Annotated in this window: 20 protein-coding genes; 12 read left to right on the top strand and 8 right to left on the bottom strand. The window is 47.6% G+C overall.

The window, feature by feature from the left end; genetic code table 11:
* The 10 genes from HMPREF3027_RS07845 to HMPREF3027_RS07800 all read left to right on the top strand — a co-directional run bounded on the left by HMPREF3027_RS07845 (nucleotide 1) and on the right by HMPREF3027_RS07800 (nucleotide 12,350).
* A complete protein-coding gene (locus tag HMPREF3027_RS07845) occupies nucleotides 1–507 on the top strand; it encodes an SPOR domain-containing protein (protein ID WP_040575675.1) in 507 nt (168 codons plus the stop codon).
* A gap of 17 nt (nucleotides 508–524) precedes the next feature.
* On the top strand, nucleotides 525–1,133 hold the full coding sequence (folE, locus tag HMPREF3027_RS07840; protein WP_070707920.1) for a GTP cyclohydrolase I FolE: 609 nt from the start codon (nucleotides 525–527) through the stop codon (nucleotides 1,131–1,133).
* Between the two features lie 575 nt (nucleotides 1,134–1,708).
* Nucleotides 1,709–3,547 (top strand): signal peptide peptidase SppA, encoded by a 1,839-nt coding sequence (gene sppA, locus HMPREF3027_RS07835; RefSeq protein ID WP_070707919.1) that lies wholly within the window; start codon nucleotides 1,709–1,711, stop codon nucleotides 3,545–3,547.
* An 18-nt stretch (nucleotides 3,548–3,565) separates the two neighbouring features.
* Entirely contained in the window at nucleotides 3,566–4,654 is a 1,089-nt protein-coding gene (gene lpxK / locus HMPREF3027_RS07830) for a tetraacyldisaccharide 4'-kinase (RefSeq protein WP_070707918.1), read from the top strand.
* A gap of 9 nt (nucleotides 4,655–4,663) precedes the next feature.
* Entirely contained in the window at nucleotides 4,664–5,110 is a 447-nt protein-coding gene (gene dut / locus HMPREF3027_RS07825; RefSeq protein WP_021902803.1) for a dUTP diphosphatase, read from the top strand.
* A gap of 22 nt (nucleotides 5,111–5,132) precedes the next feature.
* The gene (locus HMPREF3027_RS07820) at nucleotides 5,133–7,361 is read left to right on the top strand and encodes a GH92 family glycosyl hydrolase (RefSeq protein ID WP_083317561.1); all 2,229 of its coding nucleotides are present in this window, start codon (nucleotides 5,133–5,135) and stop codon (nucleotides 7,359–7,361) included.
* 13 nt (nucleotides 7,362–7,374) lie between these two features.
* Entirely contained in the window at nucleotides 7,375–8,067 is a 693-nt protein-coding gene (locus HMPREF3027_RS07815) for an SIR2 family NAD-dependent protein deacylase (RefSeq protein ID WP_070707933.1), read from the top strand.
* A gap of 18 nt (nucleotides 8,068–8,085) precedes the next feature.
* A complete protein-coding gene (gene dgt, locus HMPREF3027_RS07810) occupies nucleotides 8,086–9,411 on the top strand; it encodes a dGTP triphosphohydrolase (RefSeq protein ID WP_026161610.1) in 1,326 nt (441 codons plus the stop codon).
* 18 nt (nucleotides 9,412–9,429) lie between these two features.
* The gene (locus HMPREF3027_RS07805; RefSeq protein WP_070707916.1) at nucleotides 9,430–10,632 is read left to right on the top strand and encodes a M24 family metallopeptidase; all 1,203 of its coding nucleotides are present in this window, start codon (nucleotides 9,430–9,432) and stop codon (nucleotides 10,630–10,632) included.
* Nucleotides 10,633–10,652: 20 nt separating this feature from the next.
* Nucleotides 10,653–12,350, top strand: a complete 1,698-nt coding sequence (locus tag HMPREF3027_RS07800) for an alkaline phosphatase (protein ID WP_070707915.1) — start codon at nucleotides 10,653–10,655, stop codon at nucleotides 12,348–12,350.
* Nucleotides 12,351–12,817: 467 nt separating this feature from the next.
* Here the strand turns inward: HMPREF3027_RS07800 and HMPREF3027_RS07795 are convergent, their stop codons facing one another.
* Entirely contained in the window at nucleotides 12,818–13,279 is a 462-nt protein-coding gene (locus HMPREF3027_RS07795; RefSeq protein WP_021902528.1) for a hypothetical protein, read from the bottom strand.
* 179 nt (nucleotides 13,280–13,458) lie between these two features.
* Here HMPREF3027_RS07795 and HMPREF3027_RS07790 point away from each other — a divergent pair, with 179 nt between their 5' ends.
* Nucleotides 13,459–13,881 (top strand): DUF6078 family protein, encoded by a 423-nt coding sequence (locus tag HMPREF3027_RS07790; protein ID WP_070707913.1) that lies wholly within the window; start codon nucleotides 13,459–13,461, stop codon nucleotides 13,879–13,881.
* 623 nt (nucleotides 13,882–14,504) lie between these two features.
* On the opposite strand, the gene HMPREF3027_RS07785 is transcribed toward HMPREF3027_RS07790, so the two are convergent.
* Together HMPREF3027_RS07785 and HMPREF3027_RS07780 are read right to left on the bottom strand one after the other, a co-directional pair.
* Complete coding sequence (locus HMPREF3027_RS07785; protein WP_018027570.1) at nucleotides 14,505–16,172, bottom strand: dipeptidase; 1,668 nt, start codon at nucleotides 16,170–16,172, stop codon at nucleotides 14,505–14,507.
* Nucleotides 16,173–16,263: 91 nt separating this feature from the next.
* A complete protein-coding gene (locus HMPREF3027_RS07780) occupies nucleotides 16,264–17,427 on the bottom strand; it encodes an RtcB family protein (RefSeq protein ID WP_083317562.1) in 1,164 nt (387 codons plus the stop codon).
* Between the two features lie 98 nt (nucleotides 17,428–17,525).
* On the opposite strand from HMPREF3027_RS07780, the gene HMPREF3027_RS07775 reads away from it, so the two are divergent.
* On the top strand, nucleotides 17,526–18,557 hold the full coding sequence (locus tag HMPREF3027_RS07775; RefSeq protein WP_083317559.1) for a helix-turn-helix transcriptional regulator: 1,032 nt from the start codon (nucleotides 17,526–17,528) through the stop codon (nucleotides 18,555–18,557).
* Nucleotides 18,558–18,560: 3 nt separating this feature from the next.
* Here HMPREF3027_RS07775 and HMPREF3027_RS07770 read toward each other — a convergent pair whose 3' ends face one another.
* From HMPREF3027_RS07770 to HMPREF3027_RS07750, 5 genes are all read right to left on the bottom strand, one after another.
* Nucleotides 18,561–19,082 carry a gamma carbonic anhydrase family protein gene (locus tag HMPREF3027_RS07770; RefSeq protein ID WP_070707911.1) on the bottom strand — a complete coding sequence of 174 codons (522 nt, stop codon included), beginning with the start codon at nucleotides 19,080–19,082 and terminating at the stop codon, nucleotides 18,561–18,563.
* 61 nt (nucleotides 19,083–19,143) lie between these two features.
* Entirely contained in the window at nucleotides 19,144–20,937 is a 1,794-nt protein-coding gene (locus HMPREF3027_RS07765) for an aminopeptidase P family protein (RefSeq protein WP_070707910.1), read from the bottom strand.
* Nucleotides 20,938–20,969: 32 nt separating this feature from the next.
* On the bottom strand, nucleotides 20,970–22,508 hold the full coding sequence (locus HMPREF3027_RS07760) for a DUF4301 family protein (protein ID WP_070707909.1): 1,539 nt from the start codon (nucleotides 22,506–22,508) through the stop codon (nucleotides 20,970–20,972).
* Nucleotides 22,509–22,673: 165 nt separating this feature from the next.
* Entirely contained in the window at nucleotides 22,674–23,720 is a 1,047-nt protein-coding gene (locus tag HMPREF3027_RS07755) for a 2-oxoacid:ferredoxin oxidoreductase subunit beta (protein ID WP_070707908.1), read from the bottom strand.
* 4 nt (nucleotides 23,721–23,724) lie between these two features.
* Nucleotides 23,725–25,605 carry a 2-oxoacid:acceptor oxidoreductase subunit alpha gene (locus HMPREF3027_RS07750; RefSeq protein ID WP_070707907.1) on the bottom strand — a complete coding sequence of 627 codons (1,881 nt, stop codon included), beginning with the start codon at nucleotides 25,603–25,605 and terminating at the stop codon, nucleotides 23,725–23,727.
* Nucleotides 25,606–25,900: the final 295 nt, after the last annotated feature.

Raw genomic sequence — 25,900 nt, 5'->3', positions numbered from 1 at the left:
ATGAAAAGAATACGTCTAGATAAATGGCTATTATGTGGCTTGCTATTGTGGCTATGTTCGTCAGCGACCATGGCACAGCAGCCTACTCGCCCCACTATCTTTCAGGCACTTCAGGCGATGGAGCCAGGTGCTGGAGTAGTGCTCGTAACTCAAAGTCCTGAGATCGAATCCCTTGTAGGGATGAAGTCCGCTAGTTTGTTGGATAATGCACGCATCGTGAATGGCCTTGCGGTTATCTCGGGCTTTCGAATTCAGGTTTATAGTGGCAACCTGCGGAATAGTAAGGCGATCGCAACGCAGCGACGCAATCAGATTAATGCTCTTTACCCTGAGCTACTACCAACAGTGGAGTATGATGCTCCCTTTTGGAGAGTGAGGGTGGGTAACTTTGTAGACCAGAGTGAAGCGCATACTAAGATGCAAGAGCTCAAGAAATCATTTCCTGCCTTTGCTAGAGAAATGTACATAATCAGGTCACAGGTGCGTCTAGATCCTCAAGACTTATAAATTAGTAGATCAAGAATATGTCACATCACGATAACCCTTATTACACAGAGAAGATTGACCAAGAAGAGGAGAGTCAATTGATTGCCGATTTGGCAGCACATAATAAAGAGATACTTCAGCTTATCGGGGAAGACCCTACAAGAGAAGGGCTACTAAAGACGCCTGAGCGTGTTGCAAGAGCCCTACGTTTTTTAACCCAAGGTTACCATCAAGACCCAGCAGCAGTGTTGGAGTCGGCTAAATTTAGAGAAGACTACAAGCAGATGGTGATTGTCAAGGATATTGGTTTCTATTCTATGTGTGAGCACCATATGTTGCCCTTTTTCGGTAAGGTCCACATTGCTTATGTCCCAAATAAGTACATTACGGGACTGAGCAAGCTCCCTAGAATCGTTAATATTCTTTCCCGTCGATTGCAGGTTCAGGAGCGACTGACCACACAGATTAAAGAGTGTATCCAAGATACCCTTAAGCCTTTGGGCGTGATGGTGGTTATTGAGGCGCAGCATATGTGTATGCAGATGCGTGGAGTACAAAAGGAGGGCTCTATTACTACTACTAGCGACTTTACAGGAGCCTTTCAGGACTTTAAGACCCGAGAGGAATTTATGAGCCTCATTAAGTAACGCCACTATTATTTGAGGTGGAAGACCGTGTTATACTAAGCCCCATGCAACGCTGTGTGCATGGGGCTTAGCTTTGTTTGAAAAAGCAGTCACAGAGAGTCGGAGTTTATACTCTCTAGAGATACCATAGCTATGGAAAGCAAAAAAAAATGAGACTGTTGCACGATGTCTCACGCCCTAGTTAGGAGAGCAAAAGTTGAGTTGCAACTAAGCATTTGCTGAGATGCAACTAACCATTTGCTTAGTTGCAACTAACCGATCGCTTAGATGCAACTCGAAAACCGCTAAAATATACACCTGGTTATCAGACGTTTACAAAAACGCTCCTAACGGTCTATATTTCATTGTAATTCAATGACGATATAATTCCTCTGCAAATGTCTGAGAATGGCACTTCGTGCAACATTCTCTCTCAATGTGAAATTAGTGGGAATTCTCATTAGTGTATGTGGTGATAAATTGGTATCTTGCAATGTCGGAGGTTAGGTCAATACCTTATGCGATTAAGAGGGTATTTGGCTCAATGTTTTTACTTGAATAATAGCACGGATAGCGTAATTATAGATTATTGAAGGATGAAAAGTTTTCTTAAAGTAGTTTTTGGCTCTTGTCTTGGAGTCATTCTAGCAAGTGTAATAGTATTTATTATCTTTTTCTCAATGTTGGGTGCTGCAGTTGGTGGAGTAATGGGTGCCTTTAATGGAGAAAAAGAGACAAAGAAGGTAAAGGCGGAGAGTGTACTACTCCTGGATATGAATGGTGTTGTGACCGATACTTCCGTGGAGAATCCTTTTGACTTCTTGAGTAAAGAGGTACGTAAAAACTACACTCTACCTGAGATCCTAAAGGCTCTTGAGGTGGCTCGTGAAAATTCGGATATCGAAGCAGTGGTTTTGAAGTTAGAGAATACAGGTCTCAACTTCGCAACTGCCAAGGAGTTGCGAGATGCTTTGAAGCGTTTTCAAGAGTCGGGAAAAGAGGTGATTGCCTATTCGGATAATTATAGTTTCCTTAATTATTACGTGAGTAGCGTTGCCGACCAAGTGATTGGTGGCCCTGAGGGAAGCCTAAATATTATTGGACTTACTAGCTCCACAGTGTTTACCAAAGGGCTACTTCAGAAGCTCGGTGTGGAGATGCAGGTCTTTAAGGTAGGTACCTTTAAGGGGGCTGTGGAACCCTATATCCTTGACGGTCTAAGCCCAGCTAATCGCTTGCAAATTGAGGAGTATCTTCAGGGTCTATGGCAAGGAACTACCACTGAGATGGCAGTGAGTAGAGGGGTAGATGCTAGTGTATTCCAGCAGTTTGCCGATAATGTTCAATTTATGGATAAGTTGGACATTGCCGAGCAACTAGGTTTGATTGACACTCTTGTGTATCGTGTAGATCTAGATCAGACACTTGCCGAGAGGTTATTTGGAGATAGTGAATATGAGATGGATTACCTCCATGTGGAGGACCTTCTCCCACTTTATGATTCAGGTAGTGGTAGTGATGAGGTTGCTGTTATCTACGCCGAGGGTAATATCGTGATAGGTACTGGTGAGGATTCTGATGACCTATGGTCTTCAGAACGTGTGATTACGGAGCGTGTGGTGAAGCAACTTCGTGAAGCTGCTGAAGACGATGACGTGAAAGCGGTAGTCTTGAGAGTTAATTCGGGTGGCGGTGCAGTAACGACCTCTGAATTGATTTGCCATGAACTGGCACAGTTGAAGCAAGAGAAGCCTGTGGTAGTCTCTATGGGTGACTACGCTGCATCGGGTGGCTATTATATCTCGTCACATGCTAGTGCTATTGTTGCTAACCCTTATACGCTCACGGGCTCTATCGGTATCTTTGGTATCATTCCTAATGCTGAAGGCTCTATGAAGAAGTTGGGGCTAAAAGAGGAGCAAGTAAGCACTTCTACTGCTGGTAGTCTCTCTGTTACTAAGCCACTAAGCCCTCGTGTAGCTGGTAAACTTCAGGAGATGATCGAGCGTGGCTACGATCAGTTTATTACGCGCGTGGCAACAGGTCGTGACTTATCAAAAGAGACTGTCGACTCTATTGGTCAAGGGCGTGTATGGCTCGGTGCTAAAGCCATTGAGCTTGGGCTAGTAGATCAGTTGGGTGGTCTTGATGTGGCTATTCAAGAGGCAGCCAGATTGGCCGAACTAGATAGCTATACCGTTGTGGAGAGTAAGGAGGAGGTCGATTGGCTACAAAAAATATTTGGAGTCAATGTTGGTGCCAGTGTACAGACCCTCTATGAGTATTTCACCCTCACCAATGAGGAGAAACTCTATAGGCGTACCGAGCAGTACATTAAGCAGATGAGCGGGGTAAAGGCATTACCTCCCTATGATCTTACTAGAGTAGGGGCTACCGCATGTGAGACTACTCAGACGACTCTAGGCATGATGTAAAATAGAGATGACTTAAGCATGGGGAGACCAGAGCGTAAAAATATTTTATTGTGGATACCCACAGCCCTTTATTCGATGGCTGTAGGTATCCGCAATTTTGCTTATGATCACCGCCTAGTCTCCTCTTGGAAGTCGGAAATACCCACTATTTGTGTCGGTAATCTATCCGTAGGAGGAAGTGGTAAAACCCCTCATATTGAGTTGCTTATATCTCTTTTGAAGCGAGAATATAAGGTCGCTGTCCTCTCTCGTGGTTATGGTCGTCGCACGCGTAGGCCTATCATCGCATCTCTGGAGGATAACGCAGATAGAATAGGTGACGAACCTTTCCAAATCAAGCAAAAACATCCAGAGGTGATGGTCTATATTGATGGAGACCGTCGGCGCGCTCTCGAGACGATGGAGGCGATGCCAGAGGAGGAGCGTCCCGACGTGGTGCTCATGGACGATGGTTTCCAGCACCGCAAAGTGACCCCATCTTTTTCTATACTACTGACTCCTTACTGCAAACCTTACTATGACGATTATTTGATGCCGTATGGGCGACTACGTGAGAGTAGAAAGGAGGCAGCTAGAGCTGAGGCAATTATCCTTACTGGAACTCCTCGGCAGGTCAATGTAACTGAGATGCGCTTAAAAATGGACAATCTCGGGACTATGGCCTATCAAGATGTCTTCTGTACCAGTGTAAGATATGAGCAACCAAGACCACTCTTTACTGAGGCAGATACTACTTCAAGGCATAGGCTAACACAAGATAGCCCAATCTTGGTGGTGAGTGGCATTGCACGTCCGGCTGCTTTTCAGCAGACATGCAAAAGCACTTTCCCTAAGGTGGTTGATTACATAGAGTACCCCGACCATCATCGTTTTACTAAAGAGGAGGTAGAGGTGCTAGTGGATGACCTCCAAAGTGACCAGGATCTCTTTGTTCTCACAACGGAGAAGGATGGAATGCGCCTGCTCACCTGCCAGCAATGGATTCCAAAGGAGGTAAGGAATAGAATATGGATATTGCCAATATCTATTGACATTGCTTTGGAGGATAAGATAAAATTGCTACAAAAAGCTAAGAAAGCAATCAAGTACAATGGTTTACCACTATAGATAGAATATATGAATAATCAAGTAGAGATTAAAATAATCAATCAAAGTCCTTACCCACTTCCTGAGTATGCCACACCATTATCGGCGGGTCTTGATATTCGGGCAAATATAGAGTCGCCAATAGAGCTAGAGCCACTGCAGAGAGTGGCGGTGCCTACGGGTCTTTATATTGCATTGCCAGAGGGGTATGAGGCACAGATTAGGCCACGAAGTGGATTGGCATTAAAGCACGGTCTCACACTGCTCAATGCACCAGGCACCATAGATGCCGACTATAGGGGTGAGATAAAGGCAATCGTTGCCAACCTTTCGGATACCAAGTATACGATTGAACCAGGCGAACGGATCTGTCAGATGGTAGTGGCGAAGCATGCCCATGTGACATGGCATGTGACTGAAGCACTAGAAGAGACTGAGCGTGGGGCAGGAGGGTTTGGACATACGGGAATTAAGTAGAGAATAATTGAGGATAATAGAGATGAGTAAAAAGCTGATGTGTATGCTAGGTTTGCTAGCTACACTTTTGATGGTTGGTTGCAAGGAGAGTAAGCAACAGGTAGTGGCAGAATTGATCCCTACAGATTATGTAGACCCATGGATCGGTACTGGAGGTCATGGACATGTGTTCCTTGGAGCTTCTGTCCCTTGGGGAATGGTTCAATTGGGTCCCACTAGTGTCACTACTGGCTGGGATTGGTGTAGCGGTTATCACGTAAGCGACTCTACGGTGATCGGTTTTTCACACACTCATCTCAGTGGTACTGGAATTGGTGACTTGCTAGATATCACCGTGATGCCCGTCACTGGCGAGGTGACTTATGCACGTGGTAATCACGATGACCCACAGAGCGGGCTTTGGAGCTATAGCCGTCGCTCGGTAGAGCATGTGGAGCCAGGCTATTACTCTACCCATTTGGAGCGTTATGGCATTGATGTAGAGCTGACCACTACAAGTCGTATTGGCTACCACAAGTACACCTTCCCAGAGGGGTCAGAGAAGCGTGCCATTATCTTTGATTTGGAGAATGGAGGCAACTGGGACAAAGCTACAGAGGGATACATCACTATAATTAATGATACACAACTAGAGGGGTATCGTTACTCTACTGGTTGGGCAAAGGATCAGAAGGTTTACTTCGCAGTAGAGCTATCTCAACCTATCGAGGATCTGACTGTGATAACCGATGGTCAGCCACGTGAGAAGGATGGTCGTGGTAAGGTGGTCTATGGTCGAATTGACCTAGACTCCAAGCTTGATAGAGAGGTAATGATGAAGGTCGCCCTTTCCCCTACTTCTATAGAGGAAGCGTGGAAGAATATGGAAGCCGAGCAAAAAGGATGGCAGTTTGATGAGGTTCGTGCTGAGGCTAAGCAGCTATGGAATCAAGAGCTCAGCAAGGTGAAAATAGAGAGTCACCTACCTGATGTGATGAAGATATTCTATACCGGTCTATATCATACCATGATAGCACCTAGCCTCTTTTCTGATGTCGATGGTAGCTACTATGGCGCTGACCAAAAGGTGCACGAAAAGGCCGACTTCACTAACTATACGATCTTCTCACTATGGGATACCTATCGGGCAGCACACCCATTGATGACGCTGATTCACCCCGAAATGATGCCCGACATGGTAGCAACCATGATGGCGATCTATGAGGAGCAAGGTGAGCTACCTATCTGGCATCTAGTGGGTAATGAGACCTATACCATGGTTGGTGCGCCTGGCATCCCAGTACTGGCAGATGCTATCCTCAAAGGATACGTCACTGATAAGGAGAAGGCTTATGAAGCACTTAAGGCATCGGCTATGGTACCCAAGCGAGGACAGGAGTATCGTATCCAGTACGGCTATATCCCTTACGATAGTATGCTAGAGAGTGTAGCTTATGACCTCGAGTATGCACTAGCCGATTGGTCCGTTGCTATGGTGGCGCAAGCACTGGGGCACGAGGAGGATTATACCTATTTCCTCAAGCGTAGCAAGAGCTACCACTACCACTACGATCCAGTGACACGCTTTATGCGTGGCGTGGATCAAAAGGGTAACTTTAACCCCGACTTTAATCCACTGGCCTCTACCCACCGCAATGATGACTATTGTGAGGGAAATGCATGGCAATACACCTTCCTCGTTCCTCACGATGTGAAGGGCTTGGTAGAGTGCTTTGGTGGCGAAGAGCAGTTCCTCTCCAAGTTGGATAGTCTCTTTATCCTCCCCTCAGTCATTGAGGGCGATGACGTATCTCCAGATATTTCAGGTCTGATCGGCCAGTTTGCCCACGGCAATGAGCCAAGCCATCACATACTTTATATGTATAGTATGCTAGGGAAGCAGAGCAAGGCCGCTCCTTTGCTCAGGCAGGTGATGACCGAGCTGTATCATGCCGATTACGATGGTCTGTCGGGTAACGAAGATGCTGGGCAGATGAGTGCGTGGTACATTTTGTCGGCACTGGGCTTTTATCAGATGGAGCCTTGCGGTGGACGTTATTACTTCGGAACTCCTATGGTAGATAGTGCAGAGCTTCAGGTGCGTGATGGCCTCTTTAAGATCAAAGTGCTGGATAATAGCAGTGAAAATATCTATATCCAAAGCATTCGACTTAATGGCGAGCCCCTGAATGAGCGGTATATTACCTTTGAGCAGATTGCTAAGGGAGGTAACCTTGAAATACAGATGGGTCACACACCACATGATTGGTAAATTTAAGGTGAAGATGAAAAAGAAGAAGTTAGTAGCTCTTACAGGAGCTGGAATAAGTGCGGAGAGTGGCATCGCCACGTTTAGAGATAGTGATGGACTTTGGGAGCACTACTCAGTGGAGGAGGTGGCTTCGGCCGAAGGATATCGGAGAAATCCTAAGCTGGTGATTGACTTTGCCAACGACCGTCGTGAGCAGTGTGTGAATGCTCAGCCTAATCAAGGACATAAGCTACTTGCCGAGCTGGAGAAAGAGTATGACGTTACCGTCATTACCCAAAACATCGACGACCTCCACGAGCGAGCTGGGAGTAGCCACATCATTCACCTTCATGGAGAGCTGATGAAGTGCTGTAGTGAGAATGACCTCTCCACTCCGCTTCCCTTACCAGAAGGAAGGCTAAGGATGACTACCGAGGATAGAGATGCCCAAGGGCATCGTCTCCGTCCATTCATTGTCTATTTTGGCGAGCCTGTCCCTCGTATGGAGGATGCCGTTCGTGAGGTTGAGACCGCCGATATCTTCGTAATCATTGGCACAAGCCTCAACGTCTACCCAGCAGCTGGGCTAGTACAGTTTGTACCAAGAGGCACGCCTATCTACCTCATTGACCCTAAAGATGTGCCCGGATCAAGCCAGTTCGTTCATATCAAGATGGGAGCAGGCAAAGGTATGGCAGAGTTAATCAATAAGCTCCATAATTCTTGAGCAATGAGTAGCGAAATGATGCAATGGGAGAGGCTGATAAGCGATAGGCGATTTGGACTTGAGTCACACAGCCAAAAGCAGGAAAATCGAACCGATTTCCAAAGAGACTACGACCGACTTATCTTCTCTCCACCCTTTAGACGGTTGCAAAATAAGACTCAGGTATTCCCCCTACCAGGGAAGGTGTTCGTTCATAACCGATTGACTCATAGCCTAGAGGTTTCCTGTATTGGGCGTTCTCTCGGCACACAGATAGGGCGAGAGGTATGCCGAAGATACCCCGATTTACTCCCCGATCATGCCGACTTTGGCGCCATTGTATCGGCTGCTTGTTTGGCTCATGATATGGGTAACCCTCCCTTTGGGCACGCTGGAGAGCGGGCTATCAGTGCCTACTTTACCGAAGGCAAAGGGACTCGATGGAAGCAACAAGTACTAGATGAGGGTGGTCGTTGGGAAGACTTTGCCCACTTTGAAGGCAATGCCAATGCTCTGCGGCTACTCACACATGGATTCAAAGGGCGTCGAAAAGGGGGCTTCGTACTCACATATAGTACCATTGCTTCCGTGGTCAAGTACCCTTATACATCGCTCAGCTCCCAAGGAAAGTTCGGCTTTTTTGAGACCGAACAAGCTAGCTATCAAAAGATTGCCGACCACTTAGGTCTCATCTTGAAGTCCAAGAAAGGCGAGCCACCAGTCTATGCACGTCATCCCCTTGTCTATCTTGTAGAGTCAGCCGATGATATCTGCTACCAGATTATGGACCTCGAAGATGCCTACAAACTAAAGCTGATCAGCAGGGAAGAGTGCATGGAGTTGATGCAAGCCTTCATCCCCACTGCGCAGCATAAGTATGTGGATGAGATCCTCTCCAAGGTTACCGACCACAATGAGCAAGTTGCCTACCTTCGTTCGGTGGCTATTGGTCGCTTGGTTGCTACCACTACCGCTGCCTTCTTGGATCACGAAGAGCAGATCCTCAAAGGCACCTTCGAAGGGTCGCTCATTCAGGCACTGCCAGAGCGCGAGCGTACCGCCTTCGAGCATGCCCGTGAAATAGCTTTTGATAAGATCTACTTTACCAAGGAGGTGCTAGATATCGAGTTCGCCGGCTTCCGCATCTTTGAGTACCTATTAGATACCTTGATTGAGGCACAGACCAAGCCCGATAATGCTTATAGCCTTTTATGGTTTAAGCGTATTCCCGAGCAATACGATATGCACCGCGTCACCATGTACGGCAAGATACAGAGTGCCCTAGACTATATAAGTGGAATGACCGATGTCTATGCACTCGACCTTTATCGCAAGTTTACAGGAATGAGTTTACCTGCTATTTAATCCATTTCCCCCGAACGTATGAATACAACAATTGACGAAATCATTCTCAAAACAGACAACATAAAAGCAGCCCTTCAGGCAGCGTCCATTGATAGCTTGCTACTCTGTAGTGTCCCCAACTTCCTATACCTCACTGGGAGCGTGGCACAAGGGTATATCTTTATTCATAAAGATGAGGCCCTACCGCTACTCTTTTTGGAGCGCCCCACCTACGTGCTAGAAGGCTATCCCGAGGAGCTTATCTTTAATGTGCGCAAGCCCGAGTTGATTCCCGATCTACTTAAGGGTAGGGGGCTTGCTATATCTTCCACCACAGCCCTAGAGCTTGGCTACCTCCCCGTGACCGACTATCAGAGACTCTCCAAACTCTCTCCCGAAGGTGTGAGTGGCGTTGATGCCTCATCACTTATGCGAAGCGTAAGGAGTATCAAGACGGAGCAAGAGCTCACCGCCATACGCCACCTTGCCGAGGTGCATATGGAGATCTATCGGCTGGTACCAGAGCTTTACCAGAGTGGAATGTCAGAGCTCGACCTCCAGCATCAGCTAGAGTATCAGATGCGTCGCCGTGGTTCCATAGGCCTCTTCCGCTCCTTTGGCGCCAGGTCAGAGATATTTATGGGCAATGTGATATCTGGCCGCAATGCCGATAACCCCGCCCCTTACGACTTCACGATGGGAGGAAAAGGCACCTTTGCCATGCCTATGGGCGCTTCCAATCAGGAGATAGCCCCCAATACCACAGTGATGGTAGATATGTCGGGCAATTATGGGGTTTACCAAACCGATATTACCCGCACCTATTATCTTGGGACGCTGCCAGAGGAGGTGCATAAAGCCCACCAGCTCTCTATGGAGCTTCATAAGTGGTTTCAGACCTATGCCAAGGAGGGGGCACCAGTTGCCGAAGTCTTTAATCATTGTGCTACTCGTGCCGAAGAGGAGGGGCTCTCCGATTACTTTATGGGACATGCCAATAAAGTAAAGTTCGTTGGTCACGGCTTTGGTATTGAGATCAATGAAGTGCCGGTGCTCACCGCACGCTCTCGAGATACCTTCAGAAGCGGTATGACCATTGCCCTTGAGCCGAAGTTTGTATTCCCTGAAGTGGGCGCGGTAGGATTAGAGAATAGTTATATCATTGGCACGGAAGGAGCTGAGAATATCACCCCTCTACCCGAGGAGCTGACTCCGTTGTGCCAAGACGACCTTAGTATATAATTGATAAATAGATAGTAACCATGAAACGAACACTTTGTATACTCGCTGCCTTGCTCATCGCATTACCACAGTTGTTGGTAGCAGAGCAACCAACTAAACCAGTTAAAAACGTCATCTTTATGATTTCCGATGGTACATCGCTCAGTACCATCTCACTAGCACGCTGGTATCAAAATCTACAGGCCGATTCACTTACCAAGCTGCACCTTGACCCCTACATGAGTGGTACCGTGCTTACCTTTTGCTCCGATGCCCCCATTGGTGATTCAGCCCCTACCACCTCTACCTATATGAATGGTATGCCTTCCATTCAGGGAATGGTTGGCACTTATCCTTATGCCACTTCTCAGGACCTCATACCAGTAGATAGCACCATGGGGTACCGACCACTCGTCTCACTGATGGAGGCCACTCGGGTGTTACAAGATCGTAAGGTTGGGGTAGTGGTGACTTGCGAATTTCCACACGCCACTCCCGCCGATGCCACCGCACATAGCTATAGCCGAAAGCGGTACGATTGGATTATCCCACAGATGGTGCACAACCACCTCGATGTAGTGATTGGGGGTGGGGCAGGCTTGATCAGTGAAGAGCAGGTGAATTACCTACGTAGCCAGAATTATGGCGTCTATCTCAATGATCACGCCTCACTTACCTCCAACCAAAAGGACCGTATGTGGAGCCTTTTCTCTCATCGTGACATCCCGTATGATATGGATGGGGTGGCTGGTAAAGATCCTAAGCTAAGCGAGATGGTCTCCTCGGCAATTTCTTTACTTGAACGCAATAATCCTAACGGTTTCTTTTTGCTCGTTGAGGGCTCAAAGGTAGATTGGGCGGCACATGCCAATGACCCAGTGGCGATGGCTACAGAATACCTCGCCTTTGATCGTGCCGTACAAGTGGCACTCGACTTCGCAAAGGCCGATGGGAATACCATTGTAGTTGTTACCGCTGACCATGGTAATAGTGGACTGAGCCTTGGGCGAGGCGACCTTCCCAATTATGCCGGTGCCTCCAAAGAGACCCTCTTTGGTCCACTCATCAAGATTCAAAAAAGCTCAGTCGGTTTGGCCGAGATGATCAAGTCGGCTGAGGAGAGTGAGTTGGCAAAGATCTTTGAAGAGGTGACCACCTTTGCACCTACAGAGGAGGAGTTGGTGGCACTTAAGTTGCTCCGTCAGCTGGAGCTCGCTCCCGATGCCGAGCGTGTAGCCATTAAGCAGCAATTAAAGGCCCTCAATATTTCAGGCGAAGGCGCTCTCTACACTGCCGGACTATCCGACTTCATCGCATCTATCTACCGCAACAGGATGTACCTCGCATTTACCACCCATGGGCATACCGCTGAGGATGTATTCCTAGCTAGTTATGCGCCAACTGAGGAGCAGCGGCTCATGGGTGTCCATAATAATATGGAGCTCCATGACTACTTACGTCGCTCACTTGGCTTAGAGCCTACCATGCTTGAGCTGACACACGAGTACTTTGCCCCACATAGTGAAGTCTTCAGTGGGCTCAAGGTGACCATAAGTGGTGATGAACCACAGAATAAGGTGCTGACTGTAAAGAAAGGACGTAAGACGCTTCAGATCAAGAGTTTTACCAACCAACTCTATCTCAATAAAGAGCTACACGAACTGCCAATGCCTGTGGTTTACGTCGATAAAACCAATCAGTTTTATCTCCCTACCTCTCTCCGTGCATTGCTAGATTGAGAATGTTGCACGAAGTGCCATTCTCGCATACGCAAATGTGCTGAGACTTTGAACGAAGGATGATATGCAAGGCCTGAGGATGAGGGCAAGGTGCACGCAGGGCACCAAGGCCCTAACGGGCTGAAGGGAGCGTACTCACGTACGTGACCGAAGCCGAATTCCGAAAGCAACGTAGCAGATCGCCTTCGTGCAACAGTCTCAGATTAGTCGGAATACGCATAGTATAGAGCGACCGTGGAAAGGTACCAATGTCGGTATCCATTCACGGTCGCTTACTTTTATTGAGAATGTTTGCACGAAGTGCCATTCTCGCACATTTGCTTCAAATGTGCTGAGACTTTGCACGAAGGATGAGATGCAAGGCGCTGAGGATGAGGCCGAAGGGAGCGTACTCACGTACGTGACCTAGGCTGAATTCCGAAAGCAACACAGCAGATCGCCTTCGTGCAACAGTCGCTTATTGAGAATTAGAGGGAGGAACTGGTGAACTCGAAGCTTTGAGTTACTCCATTGTGCTCAAGCTCAATGGCTTCCTTTTTATCTCTAGCCTTTTTGCCATTAAGTCGTTCCTCAAATTGGTAGGAGCCTTTGGTCCCCATTGAATTGGGTGCAACGACCTCTCCTTTGACCGATACCCGCTTTGCCTCTTTGATTCTAAAGGTGTAGGTCTTAGTCTCACCCTCTTTGATGTTGGTGAATGTCTTTTCTTTATTCGCTATTGGGCGGTGCTCTTCACTCCACAAGATTTCCTTGGCATCAGTGTCAAAGGTGTAGAATATATGCATCTCACCTTTTTCTGCTGTCACCGTAAAGATGTATTCGTAGTCATTGACAGAGCCTTCCTTCGGAAGGTTATCACCATTACCACAACTTACCATCAACACCGCAGCCAATGCTGCTACTAGGGACCATAAAATCTTCTTTTCCATATTCATTCAATCTTTCTTTCTGTTGTTGAAAATAAATCAGCGGCAAAGATATCATATCGCCACAATATGGCTATTTAATAAATCATAAACTTGATATCGTCTCCTCAATTTGGTAAGTTTGTAGTACAATTAGATGAATGTATCATTACCTAATTTCTTTTATTATGCCTATAGATTCTATGTCGCAGACACTTCCAGAGAGTTTTGAACTTTGTTTTGCCAATCATTGCTCCAAGAAGGAGAGTTGCTTGCACTTTCTCAAAGGGCAGGAGGTGCCACCTAGTAATATGCCTATCCTTTGCTTCCACCCTAATAAACCCGATGTGGGGGCGAATTGCCAAGTGTATGTAGAGGATCGATTGATCCCTCATTATGTTGGCTTTATGAAGGGGGCAGGTAAAGTCCCTACTAAACTTCTTCCTACGTTTAACCGACGCTGTATGCAAGAGCTCGGCATGCAAAAAACACGCTTCTATCAGCTACGTAAAGGCGAAATGCCTTTGCGTCCTTGGGAGGCAGAACGTATCTCAGCGATCTTTGCCGAGATGGGTATCAATCCTGATGACGTCTTTGATGAAGTGGTTATGCGTTTCGATATTTAGTCCGATGCATCAAAGCTTCATTCCGTATGCGTGCGGAATCCATTCCGTAGCCGTGCGGAATGCGTTCCGCACGCATGCGGAATATATGCGTGCCCTAGTGTCCTATTCCTAATTATGTAGACACGGTCAATCGGTTATTCCTAAATAAGTAGACACTCCCTATGGAATTGTACCGATACCATATACTTTTTCCCTGTTATTGAGCGTCGGAATTCCGTATTAGATGAGGCTGTCGTATGAAGGATAAAATGCTTATATCTGTCAAGGCTTCTCATGGATTGGAAGAACCTCGGCAGAGGTCCCTCTTAAATAGGCACAGGTCGGAGGGGCTTGCCCCGAACGACATGTGTACAAGGGTATTTCCGCAACTTCATGACCCCGGCTGAGGGGTCAGACCAGGATAAGGTCGTCCGACCCCTCGACCGTGGTCGTAACGTACATGTGCATACTTATATACACAGGTCTTCGGCACTACGTGCCTTGACCTGTGCCTATTTAACAAGGACCTCTGCCGAGGTCCTTCTGTGATTCTTGATTGTTACAATGGTTTCAGTGGATATAAAAATAGAGTGATGAACTGACTTTTCAGCTCATCACTCTAGTATAGATAAAGTGTGAGTTGGTTACTTCTTTGCTGGTACCTTGAGGTGCTCTACATTGTCGCCCTCTGCTACGTGACGGTAGAAGTCTTCGCTATAGCCTGGTTGCTCTGGGAAAGCTACGAGTCCGTGCTCCTCTACGAATTGACCATCTTTCTCTAGCTTAACATTACCATCAATGTACTTCACTAGTAGGTACTCTCCGAGTTGCTTCCACTCAGCTGTCGATTGGTCGGCAATCTGGCAGGAGTAGTTGGTAAGGAACTCTACTGCAGCTGCTTCGCCTTGGCTCTTAGCAATCTCCATGGCTCTTGCTTCGATGGCTGGCTGAATACTTTGCCATTGCCCCTCAATCTCTTGCTGCTTCTTGCGGATGTCCTTAATCATATAGCTGTACTTGCCATAGGCCATATTGGCTACCCAGTTGTGCATCCAAAAGGCTGAGGTCCAAGAGAACTTAGTCATAGATCCATTGCCTGGTGCAAAACTATGAGGTACACGGGTCATAGAGGCGTACATAGGCTTGAAGAGGGTCATATCTGCGTCATCCACACCAAACCATAGGATACCTCCAACATAATCGGGTAGGTCTTTACGCATCTGAGCCACTAGTACAAAACCAGTTTGCTGTGTTGCGATAGCACGTTCATTGACATACTCTTGGCCATCTACCTCAAAGCCCATAGGTCTCCAGCGGTAGGGAACTTTATAAGCACCTGCACCACGATCCTTGGTCATATCCATTGGGGTATCCTCGTAGTGGTCTCGCATCATATTCTGCACGTCGGCAAGTGAGAGCTTGCGATTAGGCTTTACATAAAGTGGCATTGGCTCTGCATCTGGCTCGTATCCCATAACTAGAGGTAGGTATTTATCCATGCCATCGGCAAAGCGATTGAAGAAAGACCACACTCTTGCCTCACAGCCACGTAGACCACCAAAGTCGTAGGGGTTGTAGGCTTTTTGGAAGCTAAAGTCCTTGTCACTTCCCTTGTAGAGGCCCTTTTTGCGAGCAAACTCTACAACGTCGGGACTGTAGAGGCAGTTCTCCTTGTCATTAAAAGGAATCTGCTGGATACGTGCTTGGTTGGCGTGAGCTGAGATAGCATCGTCGGGGATGCGAATAGCTACCCAAACGGCACCCTTCTCGCCTTTGCCCTTACCGATCATCTCCATTACCCATACTTCGTTTTTATCGGCAATGGTAAAGCTTTCACCACTACTTCTATAGCCATATTGATCTACTAGACCTGTGATGACGTCAATAGCTTCGCGAGCTGTTGCCGACCTTTGAAGTGCGATATAAATAAGGCTTCCATAGTCCATCAGACCCTCTGTGCCTTGGCACTTGTCGCAACCGCCCCAGGTACTCTCTGTGATGGCTACTTGCTTTTCATTCATATTGCCAATCACGTTGTAGGTGCGCCCTACATACTGTGCAATCTCACCTGTTGGAATACCTGAATCCCACTCAGTTACCTTAAGGATGCTTCCCGTGGTCCAAGTGGCGGCAGGCCAATGGTATAGCTCGCCATATAATGTGTGGCTATCTGCAGCGTAGCTAATAAAGACGCTCCCGTCTGTAGATGCCTTGGGTCCTACAATTAGGTCGGTACAAGCCTCTGCTGAGACTCCCGCTCCTAGAGTGGCGATAGCTAGTGCCATAGCCACCTTGCATAGAGTTTTCTTCATGTTGTTACAGTCTTTTGTGTTATTGGTTTGAAAATCTTCAGCAAGTTACCCTTTTTTCGGCAGATAACCAAGGGAATTGGCAAAGTTATAGCTAACCCTTTATTACTGCTATAGGAGCCAACTGTATCAAAGGCTGTACTAGGTCAGCTTGATTGGCCATCACCTCTTCAATATCCTTGTAGGCACTTGGGGCTTCGTCAAGTCCATTCTTTCTGAGGCCATGGATGATCCCTAACTGGTCCATATGTTCTTGTTCTTCTTTTAGCGACAACTGTCTGAGAGCGGCGGTGCGGCTTAGTTTTCTACCAGCACCATGAGAACAACTCATAAAGGACTCTGGATTTCCAAGCCCCTTCACGATGTATGAGAAGCTTCCCATAGAGCCAGGTATGATTCCGATTTCATCTTTGTAGGCTCTAGTGGCTCCTTTGCGGTGAACGATTACCTTTTCGCCAAAGTGCTCTTCCCATGCTGCATAGTTGTGGGCGATATTAATCAGTGGTTCGAATTCTACCTCTGGGACAATATCCTCCAGCCCATCCATTACAAAGTGCATCATTGTACGACGATTGGCAAAAGCCAACTCCTTACAATATTCCATCTCCGCCATATAATCCTTTGCCATTTGGCTTTCAATAGGGAGAAAAGAGAGATTGGGGAGTGTCTCGGCATACCACTTCTCGCACCAAAAGCGAGCCAATTCATTATAGTGCTCTGCCACCTTGTAGCCAACGTTACGGCTACCAGAGTGGATCATTACCCACACTTCATCAGAGGCGGTATCCTTTTGGAGCTCAATGAAGTGATTGCCACCTCCTAAAGTACCAATCTGTCGTAGCATCGCCTCCTTTTTGTCTTTTAGATAAGGTAGTTCGTCTAGTGGCAAGTCGGGGAGTAAAGATTCATCTAACGGTGTCTTGCGATGAGCAAAGCCAAGTGGTATCTGCTCTCGAATATGAGCCATTAGATAGGTGAGTTCCTTACGTGTTAGGTCACTAGCAATTAGATTGGTCTTGAGGGCACACATACCACAACCAATATCTACTCCTACCGCATTGGGAATGACTACCCCCTTTGTGGCGAGGACTCCACCAATTGGCATTCCTTTGCCGGTGTGCGCATCGGGCATGATGGCGATATGTTTGAAGGCATAGGGCAGAGAGGCAAGTGCGATAATCTGCTCCATGCAAGAGTCCTCCACCTCAGTTAGCCACAGCTTTGCGGGCAACCTGGTTCCTTGTACTACTTTCAGTATCATATTCATTCTGCGTTTAGTGTTGTAACCTATTCAAAGGCAAAGGTAGGTAGGGTGTGCGACATCTATTGTCGTAGTGCTCATTTTTCTTTAAATTTGTGGAAAAAGAGAAGCTAGCTATGCCGATTAATCGAAATGTACTGATGCGAATTCGCACTATTGACGCTTGCCTAAGGCGTCGGAATAGGAGGTGGACACTTGAGGATCTTCGGAAAGCGTGCGAAGAAGCACTCTATGATTTTGAAGGAATATCAGGTATCAGTAGTCGTACTGTGCAGAGGGATATTGAATTGATGCGGAGCGACAAACTGGGTTACAATGCCCCCATTGAGGTGGTGGACCGCAAGTACTACATCTATTCTGATCCTGAGTATAGCATCACCGAACTTCCTCTTACACAAGATGATTTAGCACAATTAAGTGGGGCACTAGATATCATCAATCATTATAAGGGCTTCAGAGGGCTCCAAGGATTAGATGATACCCTCACTCAGATGCGAGATAGGATTCATAGCCAAGAGAGCCATCGCCAAGTAGTCTTCATTGATACTAATGATCGGCTGAAGGGGCTAGAGTTTCTCAGTTCTCTCTATGATTTTATTGTGCGATCGAAGCCCTTATTAATTCATTACCAATCTTTTAAGTCGGAGCGGGTAAGTAGGTTTAAGTTTTCCCCATACCTTCTGAAAGAGTACAATAACCGTTGGTTTGTAATAGGCTATTCTCCTAGGCTGAAGGATATTCAGGTATTGGCGTTAGATAGGCTCAAACAGATAGAGGAGGATATGGGTGGCACCTATGTTGAGAATACCTTTTTCGAGCCAAATGACTACTTTGATGCAATGGTAGGGGTGACACGTAACCTCAAATCCAAAAAGGAGAGGGTTACTTTATGGGTCGACGCTAACCAGGCCCCCTATGTACTTACTAAGCCCTTTCTCTCAAGCCAAGAAGTGATAGAGTATCGCGATGATGGCAGTGTAATAGTAGCGATGGAGCTGATCCTTAATTTAGAGTTGGAGCGAGCTATCCTTGGTTATGCCAATCATGTAGAGGTGATCGCTCCACGCTCATTAAGAAGTAGTATTGCACGACGCATCCTTCATGCTGCCACCCGATATAAAGAGTAGTGATTACTCTTGTGGAGGGTACCAGGAGGCGTACATTTGGTAGTTATCGGAGATGCGCTTATTGATGGTTTGCTGTTGCTCAGGGTCTAGCATCTTCACAAACTTAGCAGGGACGCCGGCGTAAAGTGCACCAGGTTCTATTACCGTATTGGAGAGGACTACAGCTCCACCAGCTACAATCGCTCCTCTCCCTACCACGGCATGATCCATCACAATAGCTCCCATTCCTACTAGGGCTCCCTCTTCGATCTTAGCACCGTGAATGATAGCGTTGTGTCCGACAGAGACGTTATCCTCTAGTATTGAGACCGACTTTTGATATAGGGTGTGGATGACAGCTCCATCCTGTACATTCACGTTTTTGCCTATGAGAATGCTATTGACATCGCCACGCACCACAGCACCAAACCATATACTGCTCCCTTCGCCTATCTCTACATCTCCCACCACGGTAGCATTGGTAGCGAGAAAAACATTGTGAGCGATCTTGGGTGTAAAACCCCTCACCTCTTGAATTATTGCCATATAAAAATGAAAAAAAAGTAGGAGGTACTCTGGAAGTACCTCCTACCATTAGTCTAAAAAATTACCTACTCAAGGGTGCTGTTTTGGCTTTGAGCCAAGCAGCCTCATCGCTATTAAGAAGTGGTGATACCTCTCGGTATACTCGTTCTTGATAGTTATTGTACCACTCCAGCTCCTTATCGGTAAGCTGTGGAAGGTCTACCAAGCTATTATCTAGATAGCAGAGGGTGAGTGTCTCGAAGCAGAAGAACTTGCCAAAGTCTCCCTCAGAATGTGGCTTGGTATAGATGAGGTTCTCAATACGAATGCCATACTTACCTGTGATGTAGATACCTGGCTCATTGGAGGTAACCATACCTGGCTGAAGCACAGTAGGATTCTCGTCCATTCGGATGTTTTGTGGTCCCTCGTGAACATTGAGGAAGTAGCCCACACCGTGCCCAGTGCCGTGTCCATAGTTCTGACTATTATCCCAAAGGGCTTTGCGTGCAAGGATATCCAACTGCGAGCCTCGCGTCCCCTCAGGGAAGATAGCTGTTGCCAACTGAATATGTCCCTTCAGTACACGCGTATAGTCGGCCTTTTCTTCTGCTGTAGGCTTGCCATCCAACGAAATGGTACGGGTAATATCTGTGGTGCCGTCGTAATATTGACCACCAGAGTCCAGCAGGAACATTCCATTGTGCTGCAACTTGTGCGAGCTCTCGGGAGTAGCACTATAATGGACAATAGCCCCGTGGTCACGATAACCAGCGATAGGGGCAAAGCTATCATTGACATACTGCTCATCCATTGCACGGAACTTTGCTAATTGGATACCTACCTCATACTCGGTAGGAGTTTCGCCACTCTCTAGTGTCTTTTCAAGCCAAATGAAGAAGCGGGTGAGGGCAGCACCATCACGCTTCATCACATTTACATATCCTTGGTGCTCTGTTTCATTCTTCACCGCCTTAAGTAGCGTGATAGGGCTCAATTGCTCAATTACGGTTACGCCCTCAGGGATCGCTCTGTAGAAAGCGTAGTTGTTTCGAGCTGGGTCAAAAGAGAGCACCGTCTTCTTAGGAAGCGCTGCCACATCGGCATAAACTGCTTCGTATGGTTTGATGTTCACGCCATTCTCCTTAAGATGCTGGCGTACCTCGTCTGGCAACTTTTCGGGGAAAGCATATAGCGTCACTTGATCCTTAGTCAGTAGACCATATCCGATGCCCACAGGGTTGAAGGCTACATCATTACTTCGGATATTAAATAGCCAAGCCAGCTCGCAAAGCATATTGATGATGATAGCATTGGCCCCCTTTGTCTCTAGTGCAGCACGCACATTAGCCACCTTCTCCTTCGTAGTGAGACCCGCATATTTCGTAGGCATGATAAAGAAAGGATTGCGTGGAATCTCAGGGGCATCTGTGTAGACCTCCGAGATCAGATCCTTCTCCGTCACCATCTCAATACCAGCGATATCCAGCACCTTCTTGTAGCGAAGTGCCTCCGCCGTACTCATCGACTTCTCAAAGAATCCAACCCGCTTCACCCCCTTCTTCGTGCGAAGGTAGTCGGCGATAGAGGGCGTCTCAGGAAGGCCCTCCTTCCGTAGGTCAATGGTCGTCCCCTCCAATTGCTGAGTTGCTTGAAGGAAGTAGCGTGAGTCGGTCCAAAGACCAGCCTCATCCATTGCTACCACAGCGGTACCCGCCGAACCATTAAATCCTGTAATCCACTCCCTATGCTTCCAGCAAGTAGGGGTATATTCACTCAGATGGTGGTCTGAGCTAGGTACAATATATGCATCTATCTGCTCCCTTTTCATCGCACCTCTCAGTGCTTTCAGTCGCTCCTTGATATTTTCTTTCATATTGTTTAATATCTATTGATTATTATCTTTTCTTATGATAGTTGGTGGCTTGGGCGGAGTAGGTCATTCACCTTCTTCACTGGGTTGAAAGTGGTTCCAGGTACCGCCACAAACGCCGTGAGCCAATTGCTCATCGCCCCATTCCATAAGCCTGGAAGCTCAAGAGCCTTTAGCTCCTGCCCTTCTTGGCTCTTGTGGCTGATAAATCCAGTCTCCTCATCCACAAACGAAAGGAGGTCAAACTTATTGCCACGATAATCCTTCACACAAAGCACTAGATCCACAGGATTGAAGTAAGTACTTGTCTCAAATAGCTCCTTATCCACCGGGTCATCCATATTGATCTGAGTGCTTTCCAAGATCTGCAGACCTGTAGTGCCATTTTCATTCTTCACAATGTAAGGGCCACCCCCTGGCTCGCCCGTATTTCGTACCATGCCACAAACGCGGATAGGTCGATTGAGAATCCGCCTTAGGAAGTTAGTCTGCTCCTCCAGTGATAGCTCATCAAGTGCCGAGGTCTCGATGCAGAAGTTCTCCTCCACAAAGGTTTTGATCTCGCTGATAAGATTATTACTCACCTTTTTATCCTCCCCTAATTGTGCCATATACTTGTAGACCTTATTGCGGAGCTGTACTAGATAGCCTCCGATCGCCTTTTTGTAGATCAGCGTGTCGCACCAGTAAGGCTGAGGAATTACATTATCGATATTCTTAATAAAAATAATATCCGAATCGATTTCATTAAGGTTATGGATCAGAGCCCCATGCCCTCCTGGACGGAAAAGCAAAGCCCCCTCCTTAGTCCTCATCGGCTGGTTATCCATATTCACAGCAATGGTATCTGTATTGCTTCTCTGAATAGAATAGGTCACCTCCAGTACAGAGGAGTAGCGCTCCTCTATTTCACCCCTTTTTCGCTTGAGGAGCGTCTGGAAAGGCTCAATATGCTCAGGGCTTAGGGTGAAGTGTATCTTTACCGTACCATCGGCATTGCGTGCGTATTTAGCACTCTCCCCCAGCTGCTCCTCCATAGCTGTGCGGCTTCCCTCGGGGTAGCGATGAAATTGAAGCAACGCCTTAGGTAAATGCCCGTAGTTAAGCCCCTTTTCCGTCAAAAGATATTCAATCACCGTATGCTCTTTGCCCGATTGGATCAGCTTCAGACAGCCCTTGCCACCCTCACCCAGCATACAAGCACGATTGAGACTATCAAAAAAGGCAAAGTCGGTGATGTGGTCTAGCACCTCACGGGTATCATCGTTCATCTCCTCCGTGTGTAGATAGGCAAAGAGCGCCTTAAACATTCGCGAGGCAGCACCACTAGCTGGCACAAATCGGCTCACTACCGAGGTGGGGGAGGATAGCGTCCGCTCCCACTCCTTGAGTGCTGCATCTAGTACATCGCCCTCTAGTGTCACGATGCCCTCCTCCTCCGAGGCCGCTTTTACCAAATGTAGGTAGGGAAATCCTTGGGCAAATCGCCGTAGCTGCCCTTCAAGTTGAGTCTGTGAGATGCCCTTCTCCTGCAATTGCTTTAGGTCCTTGTCCGATAAGTGTAGATCTGCCATAGTCTCTGTCGATTGCTTAGTAAATGAATTCCTTCCCCCTCTTCTCCTGCACACAAATGTACTCATTTTCCACGAGACTTCCCGAAAAATAGAGCACTAAAAAGGGAGGTAACCATTACTGGCGCCTCCCTTTTATGAAAAGAGCTATTTTACTTGTGAAAAGGTTTACTTCACCTCCCAGCTCGAAAGGCTATTGAGGTAGCTTTGGAGCGTTAGCTCGGGCTTCTTCTCCTGCTCCTCAACGATCTGGTGAGTCACCTCACGGTCGTAGGTGGGTGCCTCCACATTGCGGATCACACCGAGTGCTAGTGGCATTCCAGGTGTCGTGTGCATCATCGCTAGCATCGAGTGGAGTACGGGGCTCTCTGTGGTGGCATCGTGCACCAGGATATCCTTCTCCGTCACCCCATTTTCACCAATCGTCACACTCTTCAATTGCAGACCGTCCAGCACTAGCCCCTTATTCTTTTCCTTGCCATAGATCATAGGCTCTCCATGGCGGAGCGTAATCGTCACATCGGCACGAATAGTACGGTCGGTGTACATTAAATGGGTGCCATTATTGAAAATCATACAGTTCACCAAGCTCTCCACCACACTAGTGCCTCGGTGCTTAGCCGCCTCTATCATGATCTCCTCTGAAAGACCCATGTCCACATCAATGGTACGGGCAAAGAAGGTCCCTCTTGCCCCAAAGACCAATTCTCCAGGGATAAAAGGATCCTCCACTGTGCCAAAAGGAGACGACTTCGAGACAAAGCCACGGTCGCTAGTAGGCGAATACTGCCCCTTGGTGAGCCCATAAATCTTATTATTAAAGAGCACCATATTGATATCCACATTACGACGAATCATATGGATAAAGTGGTTGCCCCCAATCGCCATGCTATCGCCATCCCCCGAGGTAAGCCATACGCAAAGGTCGGGATTCGCCACCTTCACTCCAGTAGCCACGGCAGCTCCACGTCCGTGGATGGTATGCATCCCATAAGTACCCATATAGTAGGGTAGGCGAGAAGAGCAACCGATACCACTTACCACCACTGTATTGTGTGGGGCAATGCCTATTTTTGCCATCGCCTTGTGTAGCGAATTCAATACAGCGTGGTCACCACACCCTGGGCACCACTTCACCTGCCCACCACTGTGGAAGTCCTTTCCCGTATATGTGAGTCCCGAGGGCTGTGGCCCTATTACTTGATTTAGTTTCATATCTTTATAGCCCTCCTTGCTTTACATTTTCACCATCCAGTATATGCAGTAGATAGTCTGCGATCTCTCGTACCTTGAGTGGCTGACCCTCCACTTTATTAAACTTATAGGGGTCTAGCCCACCTATCTGACCACTGAGGTAAGCAGCAAACTGACCCAAGTTTTGCTCCACTACCACCACCTTATCAAAGCGCTTTATCAGCTCAGCAGTGTTGCTAGGTAGTGGGTTGATGTACTTGAAGTGCGTCATCGCAATCTTACGTCCAGCAGCCCGAATCTCCTCTACTGCCGAAAGAATATGCCCATAGGTGCTTCCCCAGCCTATCACTAGTAGCTCAGCATCCTCATCACCTATGATCTCTTGCTGAGGAAGGCGATGGGTAATGCGTGCAATCTTTTCCTTACGGTACCCTACCATACGTGCGTGGTTGCGTGGGTCGGTGCTAATTACACCCGTCTCACTATCCTTCTCCAGACCTCCTACGCGGTGGGTAAAGCCCTCCACACCAGGGATCGCCCAATAGCGGACATAGCTCTCAGGGTCACGGAAATAAGGTTTCCAAGGCTTCTCCCCCTGGTAGTTGCTCTCTACGTATGGAGGCTTGATCTCAGGATAAGTGCTCAGATCGGGAATCCGCCAAGCCGAAGCACCATTACCTAGGTAGGCATCGGTGAGGAGGATCACAGGTGTCATATGCTCAAGGGCTATCTGAGCCGCTTCAAAGGCGGTATCAAAGCAGTCGGTTGGCGTGGTCGCTGCCATTACCACCAGCGGACTCTCACCATTACGTCCATAGAGAGCCTGCATCAAGTCAGTCTGCTCACTCTTAGTAGGCAAACCAGTAGAAGGGCCACCTCGCATCACATCTATCAGTAGCAATGGTAGCTCCGTAATCACTGCATACCCTAGTGCCTCACTCTTCAGGGCTAGTCCAGGTCCCGAGGTACTAGTCACCCCAAGGGCACCGGCATACGAAGCCCCGATAGCGGTCGTGATGCCAGCAATCTCATCCTCCGCCTGCACCGTCTTCACACCGAGTGCTTTGAACTTTGCCAAGGTGTGCAGAATGTCTGTTGCTGGAGTAATGGGGTAGCTCCCGAGGAATAGCTGTCGGCCCGACTTTTCAGCAGCCGCCACCAAACCGAGGGCAGTCGCCTCATTTCCCGTAATCTCTGTATAGTGCCCAGGTCGTTGATCTCGCCCCTCGATATGATAAGTGGTGGCCGAAGCATGGGTGTTGTGCCCATAATTGTAGCCATCGGTCAGCACCTTGATATTAGCTTGTAGGATAGTTGGCTTCTTGCCAAACTTCTTCTTCAGCAGTTCCTCTGCCGGAGAGATGTCCTTATTATATAGCCAAAGCACCACGCCCAGTGCTAGCATATTTCGGCATCGATCTACCGACTTCAGATCCATATCAAATTCCTTTAGGCTCTCTCGGGTCATCTCCGTGATTGCCACGGGGATAATGGTATTATTCGTTAGCCCAAGCTCCAAGAATGGATCCTCCGACGTGTACTCCCCCTTCTTCAGCCCACTGGCATCAAAGGCGCTACTATCGTAGATAATCGTCGCATTGTTTTTAATCGCCTTTACATTCACCTTGAGGGCAGAAGGGTTCATCGCTACCAGCACATCGGAATAGTCGCCAGGGGTATAGACCCCCTCGGTGCCAATCCTTACCTGAAAGCTCGAGACCCCAGCCAAGCTCCCGTGGGGTGCCCTGATCTCCGCAGGGTAATTGGGGAAAGTAGAGATCTGATTTCCCAGAATTGCTGCAACATCCGAGAAGATAGAGCCCGATAGCTGCATCCCATCCCCCGAGTCTCCAGCAAAGCGAATCACCACATCGTTGATGGTGCTCACATTGGTTGTTTTGCTCATAGTAGAGTTGTCTTAATGATGTTAGTTACTTCACACAAAAGTCTCTAGTTGCTATTTGAGATTTAAATATAATGTGTTTTGTAAAGGCAAATCTACATTATTTATTTGATATGATGCAATAATGAACCTCATTTTCGGTAAATATACCATCACAGCGTCAAAACTACGAGGCAGAATCAGCTATCACCAACCCTCTGTAAGAGCCCCATTATGTGGGTAAAAGAAAGGGGTAAATAGACCCGCTACTGCAAGCCATTTGCCGAGATGCAACTAAGCAATTGCCGAGATGCAACTA

This window comes from Porphyromonas sp. HMSC077F02 (genome assembly GCF_001815465.1).
GTDB lineage: Bacteria > Bacteroidota > Bacteroidia > Bacteroidales > Porphyromonadaceae > Porphyromonas_A > Porphyromonas_A somerae.
This window is presented reverse-complemented; position numbering and strand designations above follow the sequence as displayed.

Coding starts and splice junctions, on each gene's coding strand:
- HMPREF3027_RS07795 (WP_021902528.1), bottom strand. CDS start 13,279: ATGGAAAAGAAGATTTTATGGTCCCTAGTAGCAGCATTGGCTGCGGTG.
- dut (WP_021902803.1), top strand. CDS start 4,664: ATGAATAATCAAGTAGAGATTAAAATAATCAATCAAAGTCCTTACCCA.
- HMPREF3027_RS07805 (WP_070707916.1), top strand. CDS start 9,430: ATGAATACAACAATTGACGAAATCATTCTCAAAACAGACAACATAAAA.
- sppA (WP_070707919.1), top strand. CDS start 1,709: ATGAAAAGTTTTCTTAAAGTAGTTTTTGGCTCTTGTCTTGGAGTCATT.
- HMPREF3027_RS07815 (WP_070707933.1), top strand. CDS start 7,375: ATGAAAAAGAAGAAGTTAGTAGCTCTTACAGGAGCTGGAATAAGTGCG.
- dgt (WP_026161610.1), top strand. CDS start 8,086: ATGCAATGGGAGAGGCTGATAAGCGATAGGCGATTTGGACTTGAGTCA.
- HMPREF3027_RS07760 (WP_070707909.1), bottom strand. CDS start 22,508: ATGGCAGATCTACACTTATCGGACAAGGACCTAAAGCAATTGCAGGAG.
- HMPREF3027_RS07790 (WP_070707913.1), top strand. CDS start 13,459: ATGTCGCAGACACTTCCAGAGAGTTTTGAACTTTGTTTTGCCAATCAT.
- HMPREF3027_RS07770 (WP_070707911.1), bottom strand. CDS start 19,082: ATGGCAATAATTCAAGAGGTGAGGGGTTTTACACCCAAGATCGCTCAC.
- HMPREF3027_RS07800 (WP_070707915.1), top strand. CDS start 10,653: ATGAAACGAACACTTTGTATACTCGCTGCCTTGCTCATCGCATTACCA.
- HMPREF3027_RS07755 (WP_070707908.1), bottom strand. CDS start 23,720: ATGAAACTAAATCAAGTAATAGGGCCACAGCCCTCGGGACTCACATAT.
- HMPREF3027_RS07785 (WP_018027570.1), bottom strand. CDS start 16,172: ATGAAGAAAACTCTATGCAAGGTGGCTATGGCACTAGCTATCGCCACT.
- HMPREF3027_RS07750 (WP_070707907.1), bottom strand. CDS start 25,605: ATGAGCAAAACAACCAATGTGAGCACCATCAACGATGTGGTGATTCGC.
- HMPREF3027_RS07765 (WP_070707910.1), bottom strand. CDS start 20,937: ATGAAAGAAAATATCAAGGAGCGACTGAAAGCACTGAGAGGTGCGATG.
- folE (WP_070707920.1), top strand. CDS start 525: ATGTCACATCACGATAACCCTTATTACACAGAGAAGATTGACCAAGAA.
- HMPREF3027_RS07820 (WP_083317561.1), top strand. CDS start 5,133: ATGAGTAAAAAGCTGATGTGTATGCTAGGTTTGCTAGCTACACTTTTG.
- lpxK (WP_070707918.1), top strand. CDS start 3,566: ATGGGGAGACCAGAGCGTAAAAATATTTTATTGTGGATACCCACAGCC.
- HMPREF3027_RS07845 (WP_040575675.1), top strand. CDS start 1: ATGAAAAGAATACGTCTAGATAAATGGCTATTATGTGGCTTGCTATTG.